This is a genomic window from Neobacillus sp. KR4-4 (genome assembly GCF_042136325.1).
Taxonomy (GTDB): domain Bacteria; phylum Bacillota; class Bacilli; order Bacillales; family Cytobacillaceae; genus Neobacillus.
This window is the reverse complement of record NZ_JBHHJU010000006.1, coordinates 37,236-57,790: the sequence shown is the minus strand read 5'-3', so window position 1 is coordinate 57,790 and position 20,555 is coordinate 37,236. Positions and strand designations below refer to the sequence as shown.

General features: G+C 41.5%; 20 protein-coding genes. 14 read left to right on the top strand and 6 right to left on the bottom strand.

The annotated features are described in order from the left end of the window. Window positions 1–34 precede the first annotated feature (34 nt). Entirely contained in the window at window positions 35–1,396 is a 1,362-nt protein-coding gene (locus tag ACE198_RS08395; RefSeq protein ID WP_375375208.1) for a sensor histidine kinase, read from the bottom strand. A 331-nt stretch (window positions 1,397–1,727) separates the two neighbouring features. Here ACE198_RS08395 and ACE198_RS08390 point away from each other — a divergent pair, with 331 nt between their 5' ends. The 3 genes from ACE198_RS08390 to ACE198_RS08380 all read left to right on the top strand — a co-directional run bounded on the left by ACE198_RS08390 (window position 1,728) and on the right by ACE198_RS08380 (window position 4,658). Continuing rightward, complete coding sequence (locus ACE198_RS08390) at window positions 1,728–2,456, top strand: response regulator transcription factor (RefSeq protein ID WP_375375301.1); 729 nt, start codon at window positions 1,728–1,730, stop codon at window positions 2,454–2,456. Next, window positions 2,434–3,807: an ATP-binding protein gene (locus ACE198_RS08385; RefSeq protein WP_375375207.1), complete on the top strand. Its 1,374-nt coding sequence runs from the start codon at window positions 2,434–2,436 to the stop codon at window positions 3,805–3,807. Before ACE198_RS08390 ends, ACE198_RS08385 begins: the two co-directional genes overlap by 23 nt. Window positions 3,808–3,995: 188 nt before the next feature. Then, the gene (locus ACE198_RS08380; RefSeq protein ID WP_375375206.1) at window positions 3,996–4,658 is read left to right on the top strand and encodes an FMN-dependent NADH-azoreductase; all 663 of its coding nucleotides are present in this window, start codon (window positions 3,996–3,998) and stop codon (window positions 4,656–4,658) included. A 35-nt stretch (window positions 4,659–4,693) separates the two neighbouring features. Here the strand turns inward: ACE198_RS08380 and ACE198_RS08375 are convergent, their stop codons facing one another. After that, a complete protein-coding gene (locus ACE198_RS08375) occupies window positions 4,694–5,476 on the bottom strand; it encodes an undecaprenyl-diphosphate phosphatase (RefSeq protein ID WP_098572354.1) in 783 nt (260 codons plus the stop codon). A 205-nt stretch (window positions 5,477–5,681) separates the two neighbouring features. Between ACE198_RS08375 and ACE198_RS08370 the strand changes: the two genes are divergently transcribed. Together ACE198_RS08370 and ACE198_RS08365 are read left to right on the top strand one after the other, a co-directional pair. Continuing rightward, window positions 5,682–6,446, top strand: coding sequence for a DUF4931 domain-containing protein (locus tag ACE198_RS08370; RefSeq protein WP_375375205.1), 765 nt, complete (start codon window positions 5,682–5,684; stop codon window positions 6,444–6,446). Window positions 6,447–6,551: 105 nt separating this feature from the next. Continuing rightward, window positions 6,552–7,721, top strand: coding sequence for an FtsW/RodA/SpoVE family cell cycle protein (locus ACE198_RS08365; protein WP_375375204.1), 1,170 nt, complete (start codon window positions 6,552–6,554; stop codon window positions 7,719–7,721). Window positions 7,722–8,194: 473 nt separating this feature from the next. On the opposite strand, the gene ACE198_RS08360 is transcribed toward ACE198_RS08365, so the two are convergent. Further along, window positions 8,195–9,175, bottom strand: coding sequence for an ABC transporter substrate-binding protein (locus ACE198_RS08360; protein ID WP_375375203.1), 981 nt, complete (start codon window positions 9,173–9,175; stop codon window positions 8,195–8,197). 225 nt (window positions 9,176–9,400) lie between these two features. Between ACE198_RS08360 and ACE198_RS08355 the strand changes: the two genes are divergently transcribed. From ACE198_RS08355 to ACE198_RS08335, 5 genes are read left to right on the top strand one after another with little or no spacing between them, the layout of a single operon-like run. Further along, the gene (locus tag ACE198_RS08355) at window positions 9,401–10,405 is read left to right on the top strand and encodes a FecCD family ABC transporter permease (RefSeq protein ID WP_375375202.1); all 1,005 of its coding nucleotides are present in this window, start codon (window positions 9,401–9,403) and stop codon (window positions 10,403–10,405) included. Then, window positions 10,402–11,457, top strand: coding sequence for a FecCD family ABC transporter permease (locus ACE198_RS08350; protein ID WP_375375201.1), 1,056 nt, complete (start codon window positions 10,402–10,404; stop codon window positions 11,455–11,457). Before ACE198_RS08355 ends, ACE198_RS08350 begins: the two co-directional genes overlap by 4 nt. A 16-nt stretch (window positions 11,458–11,473) precedes the next feature. Beyond that, a complete protein-coding gene (locus ACE198_RS08345) occupies window positions 11,474–12,292 on the top strand; it encodes an ABC transporter ATP-binding protein (protein ID WP_375375300.1) in 819 nt (272 codons plus the stop codon). After that, entirely contained in the window at window positions 12,285–13,064 is a 780-nt protein-coding gene (locus tag ACE198_RS08340) for an IucA/IucC family C-terminal-domain containing protein (protein WP_375375200.1), read from the top strand. Before ACE198_RS08345 ends, ACE198_RS08340 begins: the two co-directional genes overlap by 8 nt. After that, a complete protein-coding gene (locus ACE198_RS08335) occupies window positions 13,024–13,275 on the top strand; it encodes a DUF2573 family protein (RefSeq protein ID WP_026567848.1) in 252 nt (83 codons plus the stop codon). Before ACE198_RS08340 ends, ACE198_RS08335 begins: the two co-directional genes overlap by 41 nt. A gap of 45 nt (window positions 13,276–13,320) precedes the next feature. On the opposite strand, the gene ACE198_RS08330 is transcribed toward ACE198_RS08335, so the two are convergent. The 3 genes from ACE198_RS08330 to ACE198_RS08320 all read right to left on the bottom strand — a co-directional run bounded on the left by ACE198_RS08330 (window position 13,321) and on the right by ACE198_RS08320 (window position 14,255). Beyond that, the gene (locus ACE198_RS08330) at window positions 13,321–13,656 is read right to left on the bottom strand and encodes a spore coat protein (RefSeq protein ID WP_098572364.1); all 336 of its coding nucleotides are present in this window, start codon (window positions 13,654–13,656) and stop codon (window positions 13,321–13,323) included. A gap of 71 nt (window positions 13,657–13,727) precedes the next feature. After that, window positions 13,728–14,021: a hypothetical protein gene (locus ACE198_RS08325; RefSeq protein ID WP_026567850.1), complete on the bottom strand. Its 294-nt coding sequence runs from the start codon at window positions 14,019–14,021 to the stop codon at window positions 13,728–13,730. Window positions 14,022–14,123: 102 nt separating this feature from the next. Further along, a complete protein-coding gene (locus tag ACE198_RS08320; protein ID WP_098572409.1) occupies window positions 14,124–14,255 on the bottom strand; it encodes a YuzL family protein in 132 nt (43 codons plus the stop codon). 218 nt (window positions 14,256–14,473) lie between these two features. Here ACE198_RS08320 and ACE198_RS08315 point away from each other — a divergent pair, with 218 nt between their 5' ends. From ACE198_RS08315 to ACE198_RS08300, 4 genes are all read left to right on the top strand, one after another. Beyond that, window positions 14,474–16,846, top strand: coding sequence for a 3-hydroxyacyl-CoA dehydrogenase/enoyl-CoA hydratase family protein (locus tag ACE198_RS08315; RefSeq protein WP_375375299.1), 2,373 nt, complete (start codon window positions 14,474–14,476; stop codon window positions 16,844–16,846). Window positions 16,847–16,956: 110 nt separating this feature from the next. Next, the gene (locus ACE198_RS08310) at window positions 16,957–18,132 is read left to right on the top strand and encodes an acetyl-CoA C-acetyltransferase (RefSeq protein ID WP_375375199.1); all 1,176 of its coding nucleotides are present in this window, start codon (window positions 16,957–16,959) and stop codon (window positions 18,130–18,132) included. A gap of 77 nt (window positions 18,133–18,209) precedes the next feature. Continuing rightward, window positions 18,210–19,994 (top strand): acyl-CoA dehydrogenase family protein, encoded by a 1,785-nt coding sequence (locus ACE198_RS08305; RefSeq protein ID WP_098572367.1) that lies wholly within the window; start codon window positions 18,210–18,212, stop codon window positions 19,992–19,994. A gap of 183 nt (window positions 19,995–20,177) precedes the next feature. Then, entirely contained in the window at window positions 20,178–20,534 is a 357-nt protein-coding gene (locus ACE198_RS08300; protein WP_098572368.1) for an arsenate reductase family protein, read from the top strand. Window positions 20,535–20,555 lie beyond the last annotated feature (21 nt).

Sequence of the window (20,555 nt, the reverse complement as noted above, 5' to 3'; positions counted from 1 at the left end):
AGAAAGACACCGGGCACCTGGTGTCTTTCGTCTGTTATAAACAAATTTCAAATGCAGTCCCGATATTCGGGTTACTCGTTACCTTTATCGTGCCTCCATGTGCCTCAACTAGTTGTTTAACAATCGCCAGTCCCAGTCCTGTTCCGCCAAGAGCACGTGTCCTAGATTTATCTACGCGATAGAAGCGATCAAAAATTCTCGGTAAATCCTCTTCAGGGATTCCCCTTCCTTCATCTTGAATCTTAATATAAACTTTTCCGCTGATGTTGCTAACTTCAACCCGAATAGTGGTATGCGGTTCAGAATATTTTCGAGCATTATCTACCAGATTGAAAATGACTTGCTCAAATCGAATGGGGTCAAGGAACAGATAAAGTTCTTCAGAGCATTCTAAAACAAGGTCCATATGATTTTCTTTGAGTGCAGGAGTAACTTTTTCGATAATGGTTTGAAAATAAGGTAGTAAATGAACTTTTTCTTTTTCAATCGAAAATGAATTTTCATCCATTTTTGCGAGATGGAATAACTCCTTCACTAATTTCGATAGCTTGCCAGTCTCCTCAACAATAATGCTTAAATATTTCTCTCTGTCCTCATGAATCGTTTCTGGCCGGCGGGCAATGTCTGCATATCCCTTAATATAGGTCAGCGGTGTGCGGAGTTCGTGCGAGATGCTGGCGAGAAATTCATTTCGATCATTTTTTAAAATTTCTAAATCGCTTGCTAGCACTTTAATTGATTCCCCAAGTTCACCGATTTCGTCCTTGCTAATCTTCGGTAAAGACACGGAAAAATCACCCTTGCTGATTCGTTTGGTGGCTTCGCTCATTTGAATCAGCGGGTGGGTGACATATCTTGTTAAAGTGAAAATGATAATAATCATGAACAGTAGGGAAAGCAGACCGGCAATCAGGAAATGCTGGTTTAATCCCGAAATCAACTCTTTAATTTTTTGGGTATTTTGAAACATATAAACATATCCGGTAATCGCATGGTCAACTATGACTGGACTGACTGAGGCGATATAGGCCGCATGTTTCCAATCATCTTCTAAAATTAAGCCCGCGTGCGGAACTTGTTTTTGCTTCGTACTCATAATCTTTTTCATAGCATCTGTCACTAGATTGGAAGACATATAAATGGATCCATCCGGTTTGGTTAAAATCACCTGTGTATCCGTCCGCGCCTCCATCATGGCAATGTGCCGGATCGTTTCATTATGAAAAGAGGCCTCAAGGATTTCGCGGTGATTATTTCCGCGTGTCTGGAGTGAAGTTAATGCCTCATGCACCCGGGAATGAATGATATTATTATGCAAAAAAACCATTGAAATGCCTTCTAATATAAAAATCGCTAGAAAAAAAAGAACGCCAATCTTGATTGATATTTTATTCATACATTCGAACACCTCACACTCCTAGCATACTATAACGACCGCATTAGAAGAGCTTCATATTGTAGCAAATTTATAAAATAAAAAAGGGGGCGTCCCACTTTGGAACGCCCGAAATATATGAAAAAGAGAGGTTGAATTTGGGATGAGTAAGATGGCTTAAAACCATGTACTTCATCAAAGAGTCGATCACTACAAACTTGGGAGTCCTTCTAGTGATCGACTCTTCCTAACTACACCCCCATCTTACCCGGAAAAATTGAAGATGTTATGAAGAACTTGTGGTGAATTTGTGAAGTTACAAACATCACAGACGCTAAATGATATATTTAATATGTGGGGAGTGATAGTAGTGAAAATATTATTAGTAGACGATGAACGTAGAATCATAGAAGTTCTTGAAGCCTATTTAGTAAGAGAAGGCTATGAAATTCATAGCGCCGATAATGGAATAGATGCGTTGAAAAAAGTAAAAACAGTAACCCCCGACTTAATTATACTAGATTTAATGCTTCCAGACATTTCTGGTGAAGAAGTCTGCCGTCTCGTGCGGAAAGAGTCAGACGTGCCTATTCTCATGTTGACGGCCAAGTCAGCTGAAGATGACCGGATTAACGGAATTGTGATGGGTGCCGATGATTACTTAACCAAACCGTTTAGCCCGCGCGAAGTCGTCGTCCGCGTTCAAGCGATTTTAAGACGTGTAAAAAAGACAGAGAAAGTGGAACGACTTGAATTCAATCGCAAAAGGCTGGTCATCGACTTAATGAAAAAAGAAGTGTCCGCAAACGGAGATTTGATTACTTTAACACCAATTGAATACAAGCTATTAACCAATATGGCGGTAAATCCAGGCCGGGTGTATAGCCGGATGGATTTGCTTGAAAAAATACAGGATGAAGGCATGTATTATGAAGGCTATGAACGCAGTGTCGATACCCATATCAAAAACCTCCGGAAGAAAATTGAACGGGATTCACGACAGCCAGATTTTATCGTAACGGTTTTCGGTATGGGTTATAAATTTGGAGGGGTATTAGATGCTGCAAACGCTCCGGTCTAAGATACTTTTTTATCTACTGCTCATCTCGATGATTGCGATCATCATTGTGAGTTTTTTTATCCAATATGGATTTGAAGAGAGTTTTAACAACTACCTGGATCGAAATCGGGAAAAAAAGATTGATCGAATTATTACGGAAGTTGAAAAGGATTATAAAAAAAATGGCCACTTTACAAGTGATCCGGTATTTGGCCTCTTGCACGAGCATGCTATGACTGAGCAGCTGTATTTCCAACTTTATGACCGGTTAGGTCAACTACAAATGGATTCTTCCAACATCCGAGGCATGCTTAACAGCTTCGGGTTAACCGAACCTGCTCCTAATGGAGAAGAGTGGCATTCCAAGACCTATACACTGAGGGTAGATAATCAGGTCATTGGAAAACTTGTCGCCATCTATCCGAAGGGCTTAATTGATGATGAAAATACGTTTATCCAAACGATTCAATTATACATTTATGCAGCCGTTTGTTTGACGATTGTACTAGCGATTATTTTTAGTATGCTGTTTTCAAAAAAGCTCACCTCAGGGTTACAAAAACTATCGTTTGCGGCAAATGAACTGCAGAATCATAATCTTGAGATTCGGATTCCCTTATCGGGATTGCCAACCGAGGTAAAGGATATTGCGATCTCCTTTAATAATCTAGCGGTGTCGTTAGCAAAAGAAGAAAACCTGCGTAAGCATTTTACCGGTGATTTGGCTCATGAACTCCGGACACCGCTTGCGACCTTGAGAAGTCAAATCGAAGCCTTTCAGGATGGGATTTGGGAGCCGACGCCGCAGCGGTTGCAGACCACACATGAAGAGTTGATGCGCTTAGTTAGGCTGGTGAATGAATTAGAAAAACTGCTTGCAGCCGAAAATCCGCAGATGAGACTGGAGAAAATTCAACTAGATGCAGGCAGTGTACTGGCCGCTTTATATGAGATGTTCTTGCCCTTGTTTAAAGAAAAGGACGTTCATCTTCAGATTATCGAACCTGCCGAGGCTGAATTATTTGAAGCAGACAAGGATCGCTTAATGCAAATCTTATCTAACATCCTAAATAATGCCCTAAAGTATACACCGGCAGGAAAAAATGTCACCCTTTCAGTAAAAACGGAAATGGACGGCTATGTCGGATTCAGCATCCAGGATGAAGGCTCGGGAATGGCTGAGGATGATATTCCGCATATCTTCGAACGTTTCTATCGCGGGGATAAATCGCGTGATCGTAAAACCGGGGGAGTAGGAATCGGGCTCTCAATCGTCAAAGCTTTAATGGATGCGCATAAAGGAGTCATTAAAGTAAAAAGCAGGCTGAATAAGGGAACGATCGTTACTTTGTGGTTTCCACAGGAAGATTAGCTCAAAATTATTAGGCCTCCTCCGTGTGCAGGGGATTTTTGTGGAATTCTCAATTTTTGTAGAAACACCTAAGAATGAAGTTTTCACATTAAGTTCATAAATTTCACGGATTGTTCATTCGTGAGCAAAGAAGTTTATTGTACTATAGAAACAGAAGAAAATATTGTGAGTAAGGAAAGGGGATCTATATGTCAAAACTTCTATATATTACCGCAAATCCAAAGAATGATATAAAACTTTCAAAAGGGATGCAAATTGGGGAAGTCTTTTTAGAGGAATTTAAAAAGGAACAGCCAGATGTGGAAATTGAACATATGCACTTATATAGCATGGATATCCCTGAGATTGACATGGATTTATTATACGCACGTGCCAAATTATCCTTTATGGGCTATACAAAAGAGCAGCTTTCCGAGGAGGAGCGGACCAAACTTGATAAAATGCATGCCCTTGCTGACCGGTTTATCGATGCAGATTACTATGTGTTCGTCACCCCAATCTGGAACCTTGGAGCACCAGCCATTTTGAAATCCTTCATGGATTGTTTATTTATTGCCGGGAAAACTTTTACTTACTCGGAACATGGGGCGGAAGGTCTCCTTACTGGAAGAAAGGCGATTCACATTCAAACGCGTGGAGGAATTTATTCGATAGGAAAAATGGCCGATTTTGAAATGGGCGATCGTTATTTGAGCAAAGCCCTTGAATTCCTAGGTTTCGATTTAATGGAAACCATATTTGCAGAAGGAATGGATCATTTTCCAAAACAAATTCCTGAAATTATGGCAAAAGCAAAAGAACAAGCAGCAGTTGCAGCAAGAGAAATGGCGAAATTGCCTGTTTCATTGTAAAAATAGAGCGACTCGAGTGGATCGAGCCGCTTTTTTTAAAATTTACCTGTAAATTGGAAAAATAGTACAAGGACCCCTAATGCCCAAACATAAATGGCAAATGGTTTTAAAGAGTGATTCTTTAGATAGCCAATCATCCACTTAACCGCAACATATCCAAACACGGCAGAGGCGGCAATCCCAACGAGCAATGCCGATAGGGATATTTCTTCCCCTTGACCCTCAAGTAAATCCTTCGTTTGCAAGACAATCGCCCCTACAATCGCAGGAGTGGATAATAAGAAGGAAAAATACGCAGCCGTTTCACGGTCTAATTTTCGCCAAAGTGCCGCAACGATTGTCATCCCTGAGCGAGAGATCGCTGGCATAATTGCGACGGCCTGAAAAGTACCGATGATAAGGGCATCCTTATAACTAATATCATCCATTTTTTTATATCCATTTTTCACGGAATCAGCCAGCCACAAGAAAATACCTGTAATTAAAAACTCCCAGCCAATCGTCACCCCGGTTTTCGAAATTTCGTCGATGTAATCTTTAAACGCAAGTCCAAAGATTACCGCTGGGATTGTCCCAACAATCAATAAAAAGGTTAACTTGCTAAACGGATTTTTAATGATTTTAATAAATTCCGCCTTATAAAAAACAAATACAGCCAGCAATGTTCCGACATGAAGCATGGTATCAAGCATGAGCCCAGCTTCCTGAAGTCCGAATAAATTTCTTCCTAAATAAAGATGTCCAGTACTGCTAATCGGTAAGAATTCCGTTAACCCTTGAATGATTCCAAGAATGAATGCTTCTAATTTTGTTAACATAAATACCCTCACAATCTAAAGAAATGATAAGCCTGTACCGTTTATAGATATGCTTACATTACCTATTTCATGAAATTCTCCTCTATTTTAGGATTTAATTACCAATTAGGTCAATGAAAATATTGGTGGATTAATCAAAATAAGTGCAATTAGAAGGCGTTCTCCCATAAAATAGAAGTATACTCGTTCGAGAGGAGAAACGCATTTGGAAAATTCACATCTACATTTTAATACGTCGATTGGTGTTCAAAAACCTGAGAATATTCGAAACAAAGACCAGGCCTGTCCATTTTGCGAAAGAGATCAACTGACCAACTTCATCGCTGTAGACGAACCGATTATTCTTTTGAAAAATAAATATCCCGTATTAGAACATACCTTTCAAACGGTATTAATTGAAACAGATGATTGTCATGGTGAATTATCCACCTACTCAAAAGAGCATTTACATAAATTGATGAGGTTTGGAATCAAACATTGGTTAGAAATGGAGGCAACCGGCCGCTATCAATCGGTGATTTTTTTCAAAAATCATGGACCATTGTCAGGAGGAACGCTCTCCCATCCTCATATGCAAATTATCGGACTCGATGAAATTGATTATAAAGAAAAGGTAACCCATGACATGTTTGAAGGGATTGTCATCGCCGAGGAGGAAGGGGTCCGTTTTACCTTGTCAACTAAACCGCGTGTGGGCTTTTACGAATTTAATATTGAAATGGATGATTCCGGCTACCAGGAGAGGTTTTCTGATTACCTGCAAACGTCGGTTCATTATATCCTGAACAACTTTCCATTTAAAGCCACGAGCTATAACCTGTTTTTTCATCATATCGAAAATAAAATCTATGCCAAGGTGGTATCGCGCTTTGTGACCACCCCGCTTTATATTGGCTATGGAATTCCTCAGGTGCCAAGTAATCTTGAATGGATGGCAAGGGAGCTGCAGCGGATTTATTTTAAAGAATAGGACTTTCTTATGTAATTTAATCCATTCATAGTTTAGAAGTTGTGATTTGGTGTTATTAAAAATATAATGAAGGAATGTAGTATTTCTTAGTAAGGTGGAACCTATATGACTTCAAACACGAATAAAACTTCAAAACTGGATTATAATCTTGTTTTTATCTTAATATTACTTTTTCTTGCCAGTTGTTTAGCGATTTATAGTGCCCAGGCGAGCGGGCAGTACAAGGAGAATTTCTTAATCAAGCAGATCTTTTGGTATGCGGTGGGCAGTGGGATTATCACCGGTGTGATGACCCTTGATTCCGATCAATTACGAAAGTTAACCTGGTATGCTTATGGATTTGGCCTTTTGATGCTTGGATTTTTAATTGTAGCGCCGGAGAGTATTGCCCCTGTCATCAATGGGGCGAAAAACTGGTTTAAAATACCTGGAGTGGGAACGATCCAGCCATCCGAGTTTGTAAAAATCTTCATTATTCTGGGTCTTGCACGCGTAATTGAGGATCATCACCAAAAGAACCAGATGAAAACGATGCAAACTGATTTCTGGCTGCTAGTGAAGATAGGGATTGTCACCATGGTCCCATTAGGACTTATTATCAAGCAGGACTTAGGGACAGCGCTTGTGTTTCTAGCAATCATGCTCGGAATGATCTTTATTTCAGGGATTTCGTGGAAGCTGCTTGCTCCACTATTTTCAGCCGGGATTGCACTTGTCGGGACGATTTTTTATTTTGTTCTATGGAAACCGGATTTACTTGAAAAATACCTTGGGGTAGGAGAATACCAGCTTCGAAGGATTTACTCCTGGCTTGATCCCTATAGCTACCAAGGATCGGACGCCTATCAATTGACCAAATCCCTGTTAGCAATTGGCTCAGGGCAGACGGGTGGTAAAGGCTTTGGAAACCGCGAAGTCTATTTACCAGAAAGCCAAACCGACTTTATTTTCAGTGTCGTCGGCGAGGAATATGGGTTTATTGGTGCAAGTGTTTTGATCAGTTTGTTTTTCTTATTGGTTTATCATATAACCAAGGTCGGAATGGAAACAAAGAATAATTTTTATACGTATATTTGTGTCGGAGTCATCAGCATGATTACCTTCCACGTCTTCCAGAATATTGGGATGACGATTGGCGTGCTGCCGATTACAGGTATCCCGTTACCGTTTATCAGCTATGGTGGTAGTGCGTTGATGGGGAACATGTTCGGGCTCGGCTTAATCTTTTCCATCCGTTATCATTATAAGAAATACATGTTTTCAACCTCTGCATAGAAGTTTGGGAAAAGAGCGGCGTATTGCTGCTCTTTTTTTGTTCTTGAAAGTGGTGGTTGGCGGAATAAATCGGGGTTTCGACGAAATTGTGGTCTCGTTTGGCGAAATAAGTCAGAGAGTTGGCGAGATTCCAGTCCAGTTCTGCGAAATAAACCAGAACATCGGCGAAATCCCAATTCAGTTCGGTGTAAAAAACAGAAAGTCAGCGAAATCCCACCTAGATAGTGATCTTGAACAGAATTTGAATGGTTCCAAATCAGGTTTGGCGAAATAAATTGGAGAGTTGGCGAGATTCCAGTCCAGTTCTGCGAAATAAACTAGAAGATCGGCGAAATCCCCACCCAGTTCGGCGAAATAACCAATAAATTCGGCGAAATCCCCCCTGCAACCCAAATCTAAAAAACAAAAAGAGCGAGGCCATGGCAAGCCGCGCTCTTTTCTACTATAAAAAACAGGGAGGTTTTTTATAAAAATTACTTAACTAAGATTTTCTCAAGGTCATCGAGCATAATATTGGCTGCTAGAACGCCGCCGGCAGTGTTCCATGTTGCATCGCTGACTTCATACACATGACCGCTCTTCACTGCATTTAAATTTTTCCATAGTGGATCATTTGTCCATTCTTTTGCCGTATCTAAAGCTGCTTGGTCTCCTTGTGGCGCATAAGTGAAGTAGAAGAGAAGGTCTCCATCCATCTTAGGAATAACTTCTTTGCCAACCTCTACAGCCAGTAAACCTAGCTTATTATCTGGAGTAAATAGTGCTTCCTGCTGGGCAGCACGTTTAAAGCCTAATTTATCAAAAATCACACCTGAAAAAGAATCTGTGTAGTAAATACGGGATTTTCCAGCCATAAAGCGCACAACTGAAACTTGTTGATTCACTCGATCACCGAGCTTACCTTTTAAATCCGCAATGTGTTTATCAAAATCACTTAAAACTTGGTTACCCTTTTCTTCAAGGTTCAAAGCTTTTGCGTATAATTTAAAGTTATCTTGCCAATCGCCTCTGAGTGTTTCGGAAAAAACGGTCGGTGCAATAGCGCTCAACTGGTCATAGATCTTTTCATGACGCAGCTTGTTACCGATAATTAAATCAGGTTTCAATGAAGCAACCTTCTCTACGTTCACTTCACTTTCAACCCCAACAACTTCAACGCCGTCCATTTCGTTTTTAATATGATCGTACCATGGATCTCCAAGCCAAGACTGAACAGCACCAACAGGCTTTACACCTAAAGCAAGCAGCGCTTCTGTTCCTTCATTGGTAAGAATAACGACTTTTTTCGGAGTACCTTTTATGGTAGTCGATCCCATTGCATGCTCTACTGTATATGATTTTTCTGCAGTAGTTTTCGTTTCGTCACTCGTTTTTTCCTCATTGCTGCCGCACGCCGCTAATAAGAGTAGGGTCATGACAGAGAAAAGAGTAAGTATGGTCTTGATTGCCTTCATTGTTTATGTATCCCCCTTAGCTAATTGTTAATGATAATCATTTTCAATGGCAACTTAATCATAAAATGAGAAGTACCAATATGTCAACGCTTTAATTGAAAATGATTTTCAAAATTTTGTGAACACATGGATTATTTAAATGAAAATGATTTTCAAAGTCATTGACAATCATTATCAATTGGAGATAGACTTAAAATAAATAATAAGGTAGAAAGGTTACCAGAGATGCTCTTAAAAAGTACTGCATCAAAATGGATTGGATTGCTGATTGCCGTCGTAGTGATGGTGGCAGCCATGTGTGCCAGTATCGTTTTTGGGTACACCGATACCAGTTGGCAAACAGCAGTTGATGCTTTTACCAATAATAACGGATCCAATGAACATATCATTATTCAAACCGTAAGGCTGCCGAGAGCGTTAATCGCTTCCGCGATCGGGGCTAGCCTGGCCATTGCCGGTGTCCTTATGCAAACTTTAACCAAGAATCCACTGGCATCCCCTGGAATATTTGGGATCAATGCAGGCGGAGGGTTTGCGGTTGTCGTTGCGATGACAGTGTTTTCCGTCAATAGTTTACAAGCTTTTAGTGTTCTTGCTTTTATCGGAGCTGCCTTTGCAGCCATATGTGTTTATACAATTGGTTCAGCTGGCCGTGAAGGTCTAACACCAATGAAACTTACTTTAGCAGGGGCTGCGATGTCAGCAATGTTTGCCTCATTTACACAAGGATTACTAGTGTTAGATGAAGTCATGCTTGATCAGGTATTATTTTGGCTGGCTGGCTCTGTCCAGGGGAGAAAATTAGAGACACTTGTTTCTGTTTTACCTTATATTGGAATAGGCTGGATTGGTGCCGTGTTAATTGCTGGAAAAATGAATATCTTGTCCATGGGGGAAGATGTGGCCAAGGGGCTTGGTTTAAACACCGGACTTCTCAAAATCGCGATTGGCGTGATTGTGATTTTATTAGCAGGCGGATCTGTCGCTGTCGCTGGTCCAATTGGTTTTGTTGGAATTGTGGTTCCCCACATTACCCGATCGATTGTAGGAATCAATCATCGTTGGGTCATCCCATTTTCAGGTGTGATAGGGGCGATCCTCTTAATCGCTGCTGATATTGCCGCCAGATACATGTTCATGCCGTCTGAGGTGCCTGTTGGTGTTATGACAGCTATCATCGGGACTCCATTCTTTATTTACATCGCAAGAAGGGGGTTCAATGGACGATGAGTAAATATAAAAATTTTCGCATCCTAAATGGAAAACTGTCCTTTTTAATGGATCGAAAAGCAACCGTAACTTTCAGCATTCTTCTCATCATTGCTTTCCTTGTTTTTGTAGTAAGCACGGGAAGCGGTGAAATGAAAATTAACCCGCTTACTGTTGTAAGTGTATTATTCGGCGGCGGTCCTGAGATGGAAAAGCTCATTATTACATCCTTTCGCCTCCCTAGAATTATTGTTGCTTTAATGGTCGGAATCTCTTTAGCGGTTGCAGGCGGCATCCTACAAGGGATGATTCGCAATCCACTTGCTTCTCCAGATGTATTAGGGATTACCGGTGGAGCAGCAGCAGCCGTGGTCAGTTTTTTAGCAATGTTTAGTGATAAAAATCATTCCTTAACCGTCAGTATTGCTTGGCTGCCCTTAGCTGCTTTTATCGGGGCAACAGTGGTAGGTTTTTTAGTTTATTTCCTTGCTTGGAAAAATGGGGTGTCACAAATCAGGCTCGTGTTGATTGGGATTGGGATTTCCGCATTAACGCAGGCAATCACCACCTTAACAATGGTCATGGGCCCGATTTATCAAGCGAGTCAAGCGAATATTTGGATTACTGGAACCGTGTACGGATCCAATTGGAAAAATGTTGCGATTCTTGTCCCATGGACGGTAATCTTTGTGATTATTGCCTTGGCATTAGCCCGAACCATTAATATCCAAGAGCTCGGTGATGAGGTGGCAACGGGTTTAGGCGGCAAGGTGCAAAAACAACGATTTCTCTTATTAATGATAAGTACCGCCTTAATTGGTGGTTCGGTTGCCTTTGCAGGCGGGATTGGGTTTGTTGGCTTAATGGCCCCGCATATGGCGAGAAGATTAGTTGGTTCCTCGTTTGGAGCATTGCTTCCTGCGAGTGCATTAATTGGCGGCATTCTTGTCATGGTCGCCGATTTAATTGGCAGAACCCTGTTTTCACCTTTAGAAGTGCCAGCGGGCGTGTTCACTGCTGGTATCGGAGCACCGTACTTTATTTACCTGCTATTTAAAACAAGAAATTCATAAAAGGAGCTGTCAGATGATGAATGCGATTGAAACGAAGAATTTATCACTTTCCTATGGGGATACACTCATTATTAAAGAATTAGATTTGAAGATTCCTAAGGGTGAAATCACCGTGTTTATTGGCGGAAATGGCTGCGGAAAATCAACGCTGCTTCGTTCAATCGCTCGTCTTTTGAAGCCCAAATCTGGTTCTGTTTTGCTTGAAGGGAAAGCGATTGCCAAGCTATCCACAAAGGACATTGCTAAAAAAATGGCGATTCTACCTCAGTCGCCCTCAGCACCGGAAGGGTTAACGGTCCTTCAGCTTGTTAAACAAGGGCGCTATCCGCACCAAACGTGGTTAAAACAGTGGTCTGAAGAAGATGAGAAAAAAGTTAATGATGCCCTTAAGGCGACCCGATTAGAGGACTTAAAAGAAAGAACCGTTGATTCACTTTCAGGCGGGCAAAGACAGCGTGCTTGGATTGCGATGACGCTGGCTCAAGATACGGATATTATCCTCCTTGACGAACCAACAACATACCTAGATATGACCCACCAAATCGAAATCCTCGATTTGCTGTTTGAACTAAATGAAACGAAAAAACGGACGGTTGTTATGGTTCTTCATGATCTTAATCTAGCTTGCCGTTATGCACATAACGTGGTTGCTATTAAAAATCAAAAGGTATATGACCAAGGGAAACCAGAATACGTCATTAACCGCAGCCTTGTTAAAAATGTGTTTGGCATGGACTGTGAAGTAACGGTGGATCCATTATTTGGGACTCCGCTCTGCATTCCCTATGGAAAGGGCAGATGTATCCTCGATAAGGCGGTAGCGATGAATGGATAAATTATTCACGGTGAATCAATTAGAAAAATACAGATTCAAATCCGGCTTAGAGGACACTTTCAATGTGGCTGATCTCTTAGATGAAACGTACCTCAAAGATTTTTTGGAAAATTTATCCGTTGCGATTGGAGCCCCTTCTGAAAAAATAGCTGCTTCCATTTTTATCAAGCGCTATGCCTTTTTGGCCGTGATGACCTTATATTCAATGACGGCTTTAAATAAAAAGCTCAATGTATCGTTGGATAATATAAAAATGGAAGCAGCTGTACAGGGGAAAGATTGGCTGCCGGGGATTTCATTAAAGGATGCGGACCTACAGGACTGGGATGGAAACAACCGCACGGAATGGCGTTCAAGAGTTTTGAGAGATTTGTTTGCGAATAATATTTATCGACTTATCTCTCAATTGGAAAAAACCGTCGGAATATCAAAGTTAATCCTGTGGGAAAATATTGCAGTCTACTTATTTTGGCTCTATGAAACCGAGCTAAAAGATGATCATCAGGCTGCTGAGGATTTCCGTTACTTAATTTCTGAAGCGGAAGGGAAATTGTTTGGTAGATATAACCTAAATCCACTCCCAAAGTACTTTTCTGAAAAGACGTATTTGGAAGAATGGGATACAGAGGTAAGAGTAAGAAAGACCTGTTGTTTAACCTACCAACTGCCAGCAGGTAAGCGCTGCAAAACTTGCCCATGTACCCAAATGCTTAAGGACAGAAGGTGTCATGATGGAGAAAACATTTGTGAAGCAGTTCGAAGCTTTGCTTGAAAAGTATAGTGAACTAATGGTGGGGGAATCCACGGAGGAAACAAAGGAGAAGGTGAAGATGTGGGCGTTGTACACCCATATCGCCAAGTCGATGCCAGCTTTGGCTAAGCATTGGAATGGCCTTTACCCGGATGCGAAAGAAGAAATGAAGCAGATCATCAATGAAATTAAAGTCATGAATGAACAGCATCGCTCCTCTTCTCAAAAATAAATACATACAAAAACCGGAAGCATTTGATGCCTCCGGTTTTTGCTATTATTGAAGGGTACCGCCAGTTGGAAGCTGGTTCGTATATCCTTGAAATTGCTGATAGGATTGCTGAAGTTTTTGCTGGTCCGCTGCTTCGATCGCGTACCAGCCTTTTTTAAACATGAGATTATAAAGTTCACGCTGACAGTTTTGTGTTTCAGAGAAAATTTTCATAATGTCCTGATACAAGCCTTCGTGGCTTGCTTCATGCAGGGCCATGCTGTACGAAGTAGTCATATATTTTTCTGTTGCTAGTAAATCATTAATAAAATCACGGTCATTCATTTGCGGGGTCTTTGGTACTTGAGTTTCAGGGTTTTGAATCTTCTGTTGTTGGTTCATTATAAACTTACCTCCTTATAAATGGTCTAGCTCCAGGCCATACGCCGCTAAACGGTCGCTTCCGCTTTTCTTTATTGCATATTATTTAATGGTTGCTGCTGGCTGGCATGCTGGCCTAAGTGGCCTAGAATCTGTTGATAGTGGCGCTGGTGCATTTGGGCTACTTTTTCTGCTTCCGCTTTAATTTCAGGGTCCTGACACTGACCGGCAAAAAAGTGAGCTTTCTTCGCGGACAATAAGTTCCAAGACATCATATCGGTTAAATAAAGAGCATCCTTTGTTGACACGACTCCGGGAGGCTGTTGCATGGTTGCTTGTTGATTTTGCATATTCATATTGGGCATATTCATATTTTGTTGCTGCATAATAACCCTCCTAATTCATATAATCTTTACGCCTATATGGTCTCTCAAACGGACACATTTATGCAAAAAGAGAAACAGGCTGAAACAATCAGCCTGCTTTCCTTAGCGCTTATATTGATTATTCTGGCTGTTTTTTTTATCAAGATGAGCCTCTTCATTGCCTGGCCCGCCATTGCCCTTCACACTTGCCGCACTTACTCCAGCTTTGGAAGGGTCTTTTTTCATTTTTGCCATCGTTATCACCTCAGAAATAGGTTGCCCTTTTAGTTGAAAATATTTAAAAAATTTTTTTCAAAAAAAATCCAAATTTCCGCTTTTAATGATTGCACAAATTTTCGAAATATTCTATAGTAAATAGTAACAAGACTCATTCAAATGTGAATTTTTTTTGACTAAAAAATGAATGAGTATTCATTCAAGATTTGAAGGGGGAGACAATGTTGAACCATGTAATGAAAAAAGCAGCTGTCATAGGATCTGGTGTGATGGGGTCGGGAATTGCTGCTCATCTCGCGAATATCGGCATCCCAACACTATTATTAGATATTGTGCCACGTGAACTTACCAAAGCAGAAGAAGCAAAAGGACTGACCCTGCAAGATAAACAAGTGCGTAATCGAATAAGTGCAACTTCCATCCAAAAATTATTGAAACAAAAGCCTGCCCCACTGGCAGTGAAAAAGAATATAGCCTTAATTGAAGCGGGCAATCTTGAAGATGATCTATTTAAACTGAAGGACGTTGACTGGGTCATTGAAGTGGTCGTTGAAAACCTTAACGTCAAGAAACAGGTATTTGAAAAAGTTGATCAATACCGGAAACCAGGCAGTATTATTAGCTCGAATACCTCAGGAATTTCAGTAGAAGCAATGGTCGAGGGCCGTTCCGAAGATTTCCAAAAGCATTTCCTTGGTACCCACTTTTTTAACCCGCCGCGCTATTTGAAATTGCTTGAAGTGATTCCTACTCAATATACGTCTCCAGAAGTCCTTTCATTCATGAAAACTTTTGGTGAAGATGTTTTAGGAAAAGGTGTGGTGGTTGCAAAGGATACACCAAACTTTATTGCGAACCGGATTGGAACTTACGGACTTCTCGTAACTGTTCAGGAAATGTTGAAGGCGGGCCTTAGTGTCGGCGAAGTCGATTCAATCACCGGACCATTGATTGGCCGCGCAAAAAGTGCTACCTTCCGGACACTTGATGTAGTAGGCTTAGATACTTTCTATCATGTCGCTAATAACGTTTATGAAAAAGTCGAAGGCAAAGAAAAGGAAGTTTTCGAAATCCCTGCCTTTTTGAAAGAGATGGTGGAAAAAGGCTGGCTTGGAAGCAAATCAGGTCAAGGCTTCTTTTTGAAAAAAGGCAAAGAAATACTTGAGCTTGATCCAAATACATTAGAATATGGACCGCGTAAAAAGCTGTCCACACCTGCAGTTGAATTGGCGAAGCAGGAAAAAGGCACTGCCAATAAAATGAAAGCGCTTGTATACGCAAATGACCAGGCCGGACAATTCTTATGGAATACGCTGGCACAGTCACTTATATATTCCGCACAGCTATTAGGTGAGATTGCTGATGATATTGTTTCCATCGACCGAGCGATGAAATGGGGCTTTGGCTGGGAAACAGGCCCGTTTGAAACATGGGATGCAATCGGCGTTGAAAAGTCAGTTGCGAAAATGAAGGAAGCCGGCATTGAAATCCTAGCATGGGTCACAGAAATGCTGGAAAAAGGACATTCATCTTTCTATTTAGAAGAAAACGGTGAAAAGTTCTACTATGATAACGGTCAATATCGATTAGTGGAATTCAATTCGAAGGCCCTCGATCTTGAGAAGATCAAGAAGCAAAAGGGTGTCATTAAAAAGAATAGCGGAGCAAGTTTGATTGATATCGGTGATGGGGTTGCGCTGTTAGAATTCCATTCACCTAACAATGCGATTGGTCTTGATATCGTACAAATGATTAACTACGCAGTTGAAGAAGTAGAAAAGAATTATAAGGGTCTTGTCATCGGGAACCAAGGGAAGAACTTCTGTGTGGGTGCCAATTTGGCGATGATGCTCATGGAAGTACAGGATGACAATATTTATGAACTCGATCTGATTGTCCGTCACCTCCACAGTGCCTTGCTGAAAGTTAAGTACAGTTCTAAGCCAGTGGTCGCAGCCCCATTTGGTATGACACTCGGAGGCGGGGCAGAGGTTTGTTTGCCAGCAGCCCATATTCAAGCTTTAGCTGAAACGTATATGGGTCTAGTTGAAGCGGGCGTTGGTTTACTTCCAGGCGGTGGCGGAAACAAAGAGCTATATATGAAGCACTTAGAGAACCTGCCAAACGGGGTTCCGTTTGACCTGCAAACGATCGCCAATAAAGTGTTTGAAACGATTGCCACTGCAAAAGTTTCTACATCTGCGGAAGAAGCCCGTGAAAATAATTTCTTAAGTAAGTCGGATGGAATCAGTTTCAATAGTGACCATCTGATCTATGATGCAAAGCAGGCAGTCCTTGCCCTACACGAAAAAGGCTATAAAGCAAAAGTTCGCCGTAAAGTTCCGGTTGTCGGTGAAACAGGTTATGCGACCTTGTTACTTGGTGCTGAAGCAATGCGCCTATCTGGGTATATTTCAGAGCATGATCTGAAAATTGCTAAGAAAATTGCCTATGTAATCGCTGGCGGCAGGGTGCCGTTTGGTACAGAAGTAGATGAGCAATATTTATTGGATCTCGAACGGCAAGCGTTCTTAAGCCTCATTGCGGAGCCAAAATCGCAGCAGCGGATGCAGCATATGCTTGTGAAAGGTAAACCTTTAAGAAATTAAAACAAAGGGTCTGGCCCTTCTGCCAAAGGCTTTATTATAGCCAGTTTTGAATAAGGGTTCAGACCCTAAGATACTAATTTTCTAGTTTGAAAGAAAGCGAGGGAACTTACATGAGAGAAGCGGTAATCGTTGCCGGAGCAAGGACCCCGGTCGGAAAAGCAAAGAAAGGATCGCTTGCCCAAGTTCGCCCCGATGATTTAGGGGCATTAGTGGTAAAGGAAACATTAAAGCGTGCGGGAAATTATGAAGGAAATATTGATGATTTAATCATAGGCTGTGCTATGCCTGAGGCAGAGCAAGGCAACAATATGGCTCGGAATATCGGAGCTTTAGCTGGACTTCCCTATACTGTTCCTGCCATCACCGTCAATCGATTCTGTTCTTCAGGATTACAGGCGATTGCTTATGCCGCACAAGGAATCATGCTTGGCCACACTGATACAGCGATCGCTGGCGGCGCGGAATCGATGAGTATGATCCCGATGATGGGTCATGTTGTCCGTCCTAATATTAAACTAGCTGAGTCAGCTCCTCAATATTATATGGGCATGGGTCATACAGCCGAGCAAGTAGCCATGAAATATGGCATTTCACGTGAGGATCAAGACGCCTTTGCCGTAAGAAGCCATCAAAAAGCCGCGAAGGCAATTGCTGAAGGAAAATTCGTCGATGAAATCGTACCAGTGGACGCGACAATCCGGACTGTTGGCAAAGACAACAAACTCATTGAAAAAACAATTCAATTTTCAATGGATGAAGGTGTTCGTCCTGATACGAACCTAGAAACTTTAGGTACACTCCGCCCAGCCTTCTCGGTGTCAGGCACCGTAACAGCCGGGAATGCCTCACAAACTAGTGACGGGGCGGCCGCTTTGATGGTGATGGATCGGGAAAAGGCTGAATCACTGGGCCTTAAGCCGTTGGCGAAATTCCGATCGTTTGCCGTTGGCGGTGTTCCGCCTGAAATTATGGGTGTTGGGCCGGTTGTCGCGATTCCAAAGGCTGTCAAACTAGCTGGTCTTGAATTATCGGATATTAATTTATTCGAACTGAACGAAGCGTTTGCGTCACAATCACTGCAAGTCATTCGTGAACTCGGTCTGAACGAAGAAATTGTCAACGTCAATGGCGGTGCGATTGCCTTAGGACATCCACTCGGATGTACAGGTGCTAAATTAACGCTCACATTGATTCACGAATTAAAACGCCGCAACCAACAATTTGGTGTGGTAACAATGTGTATCGGCGGCGGAATGGGTGCGGCTGGAGTATTTGAATTACTGTAATTGTCCCGAGCATATAAATTTTTAGAAAGAGTCTGCTAGGCAGCTCCTTTCTAATAAAAGTTTAGGAGGAATAAACAATGACAAACCAAACAGAAAAAGTCATTAAAGGCGGTAGCTTTTTAATAGAGGATATTTCATATGACCGACTTTTTACACCAGAGGACTTTACCGACGAACATTTAATGATTGCGAAAACGGCAGAAGACTTTGTGGAAAAAGAAGTGGTGCCGCAGTTGGAACATTTAGAAAATCATGAGTTTGATCGTACGGTAAAGCTCCTTAAAAAAGCAGGCGAATTGGGCCTTTTAGCGGTAGATGTACCTGAGGAATATGACGGATTAGCCTTAGATAAGATTACCTCTTCTCTTTTGACCGAGAAAATGGCTGGAGGCGGCGGATTCTCCCTTTCACACGGTGCACACGTCGGAATTGGCTCGCTGCCAATCGTGTTATTCGGAAACGAGGACCAAAAACGCAGATATTTACCTGCACTTGCATCAGGAGAAAAACTTGCAGCTTATGCCCTAACAGAACCAGGTTCAGGTTCGGATGCCCTTGGCGCCAGAACAACAGCGAAATTAAATGCTGCAGGTACACATTATATCCTAAACGGGGAAAAACAATGGATTACCAATGCTGGCTTTGCCGATGTATTCGTCGTGTATGCCAAAATCGATGGCGAGCAATTTACTGCTTTTATCGTTGATAGAGATCTCCCAGGTGTTTCTACTGGGGCAGAAGAGAAAAAGATGGGGATCAAGAGTTCTTCTACTCGAACACTTATTTTAGAAGATGTGCCTGTTCCTGTTGAAAACTTATTAGGTGAAATTGGTAAAGGTCACGTCATTGCTTTTAATATCCTAAATATTGGCCGATATAAGCTAGCGGTCGGAAGTGTTGGCGGCTCTAAAAAAGCATTCGAACTCACCGTTAAGTATGCAAATGGCCGTCAGCAATTCAAAACACCGATTTCCCAATTCAATTTAACAAAAGAAAAGTTCGGTACGCTAGCCTCTGAAATTTATGCGGCCGAAAGCTCTGTTTATCGTACGATTGGCCTGTACGAAGATAATCAAGGCAAGCTGACAACTGAGCAAGAAAAGGACATTAAATTAGTGGCGAATTCGATTGCCGAATATGCGATTGAATGTTCACTGAATAAATTCTTCGCCAGTGAAGTATTAGCCCATGTAACAGATGAAGGCGTTCAAATACATGGTGGGTATGGCTTCATGCAGGAATATCCAATTGAAAGAGCCTATCGTGATGCACGGATCCAGCGTATTTTTGAAGGCACCAATGAAATTAACCGCTTGCTGGTGCCAGGCACCTTATTGAAAAAAGCCTTTAAGGGTGAGCTGCCATTATTCCAAAAAGCGATGGCTCTGCAAGAGGAATTAATGATGCTAATGCCAGAAGAGCCTGGTGACGAGCCGCTTGCACAAGAAAAATATCTAGTGAGAAATGCAAAGAAAATCGCTCTATTAGCAGCCGGTTTAGCGGCCCAAAAATTCGGCAAAGCACTTGAAAAAGAGCAAGAAGTGTTAGCCAATATCGCTGACCTTATTTCTAACGTGTATGCCATGGAATCTGTTGTGTTACGAACTGAGAAGGCAATTGCGAAAACGGGATTAGAGAAGAACAAGCAAAAGCTTCTGTATACACAAATCTATTGCCAAGAAGCTTTCAATCAACTTGAAGCGATTGCAAAAGAAACATTAGTTGCAGTTGAACAAGGTGATACACTACGGATGATGTTATCGTCGCTTCGTAAATTTACGCGTCATACCCCGATTAATGTGATAGCGAAAAAACGTGAAGCAGCCGATGTTATCATTGAAGCCGAGCGCTATATCGTTTAATGAAAATAGGCTCCCTTTCGATTAGAAAGGGAGCCTAAATTTTTATAGTAGAATAGGAAGGAATTTTGAAAAATTAGTCGAATTTTTTAAATTAGTACATATTTTTTGCATTAGGATTTTGAAAAACGTTATGATAATATTCAAGTGACGTTAAGATTTTTACGGGAAAGGGCGGTGAAATGAATGTCACTGACTTTTTATTGGTATCCGAAATGCGGCACCTGTCGAAACGCGAAGAAATGGCTGGATGCCCATCATCTTTCCTATGAAGAAGTACATATTGTGGAACATCCTCCAAGTCGTGAGGTGTTGCAGGATCTTTATCAAAAAAGTGGACTGGAATTAAAGAAATTCTTTAATACAAGTGGTATGAAATACCGTGAATTAGGTATAAAGGATAAAATGAAGTCTGCAACAGAGGAAGAACTGCTAGAATTACTTGCTTCCGATGGCATGTTAATCAAACGCCCAATTTTAACGGATGGCGAACGTGTCACCGTAGGCTTTAAAGAAGAAGAGTTTGAAAAAATGTGGCGATAAGCCGGCTCTTCATCACAATGG

Excerpts from the sequence above, each read along its gene's own strand:
- ACE198_RS08395 (WP_375375208.1), bottom strand. The coding sequence starts at position 1,396 with ATGAATAAAATATCAATCAAGATTGGCGTTCTTTTTTTTCTAGCGATT.
- ACE198_RS08390 (WP_375375301.1), top strand. The coding sequence starts at position 1,728 with ATGTGGGGAGTGATAGTAGTGAAAATATTATTAGTAGACGATGAACGT.
- ACE198_RS08385 (WP_375375207.1), top strand. The coding sequence starts at position 2,434 with ATGCTGCAAACGCTCCGGTCTAAGATACTTTTTTATCTACTGCTCATC.
- ACE198_RS08380 (WP_375375206.1), top strand. The coding sequence starts at position 3,996 with ATGTCAAAACTTCTATATATTACCGCAAATCCAAAGAATGATATAAAA.
- ACE198_RS08375 (WP_098572354.1), bottom strand. The coding sequence starts at position 5,476 with ATGTTAACAAAATTAGAAGCATTCATTCTTGGAATCATTCAAGGGTTA.
- ACE198_RS08365 (WP_375375204.1), top strand. The coding sequence starts at position 6,552 with ATGACTTCAAACACGAATAAAACTTCAAAACTGGATTATAATCTTGTT.
- ACE198_RS08360 (WP_375375203.1), bottom strand. The coding sequence starts at position 9,175 with ATGAAGGCAATCAAGACCATACTTACTCTTTTCTCTGTCATGACCCTA.
- ACE198_RS08355 (WP_375375202.1), top strand. The coding sequence starts at position 9,401 with ATGCTCTTAAAAAGTACTGCATCAAAATGGATTGGATTGCTGATTGCC.
- ACE198_RS08350 (WP_375375201.1), top strand. The coding sequence starts at position 10,402 with ATGAGTAAATATAAAAATTTTCGCATCCTAAATGGAAAACTGTCCTTT.
- ACE198_RS08345 (WP_375375300.1), top strand. The coding sequence starts at position 11,474 with ATGAATGCGATTGAAACGAAGAATTTATCACTTTCCTATGGGGATACA.
- ACE198_RS08340 (WP_375375200.1), top strand. The coding sequence starts at position 12,285 with ATGGATAAATTATTCACGGTGAATCAATTAGAAAAATACAGATTCAAA.
- ACE198_RS08335 (WP_026567848.1), top strand. The coding sequence starts at position 13,024 with ATGGAGAAAACATTTGTGAAGCAGTTCGAAGCTTTGCTTGAAAAGTAT.
- ACE198_RS08330 (WP_098572364.1), bottom strand. The coding sequence starts at position 13,656 with ATGAACCAACAACAGAAGATTCAAAACCCTGAAACTCAAGTACCAAAG.
- ACE198_RS08325 (WP_026567850.1), bottom strand. The coding sequence starts at position 14,021 with ATGCAGCAACAAAATATGAATATGCCCAATATGAATATGCAAAATCAA.
- ACE198_RS08320 (WP_098572409.1), bottom strand. The coding sequence starts at position 14,255 with ATGGCAAAAATGAAAAAAGACCCTTCCAAAGCTGGAGTAAGTGCGGCA.
- ACE198_RS08315 (WP_375375299.1), top strand. The coding sequence starts at position 14,474 with ATGAAAAAAGCAGCTGTCATAGGATCTGGTGTGATGGGGTCGGGAATT.
- ACE198_RS08310 (WP_375375199.1), top strand. The coding sequence starts at position 16,957 with ATGAGAGAAGCGGTAATCGTTGCCGGAGCAAGGACCCCGGTCGGAAAA.
- ACE198_RS08305 (WP_098572367.1), top strand. The coding sequence starts at position 18,210 with ATGACAAACCAAACAGAAAAAGTCATTAAAGGCGGTAGCTTTTTAATA.
- ACE198_RS08300 (WP_098572368.1), top strand. The coding sequence starts at position 20,178 with ATGTCACTGACTTTTTATTGGTATCCGAAATGCGGCACCTGTCGAAAC.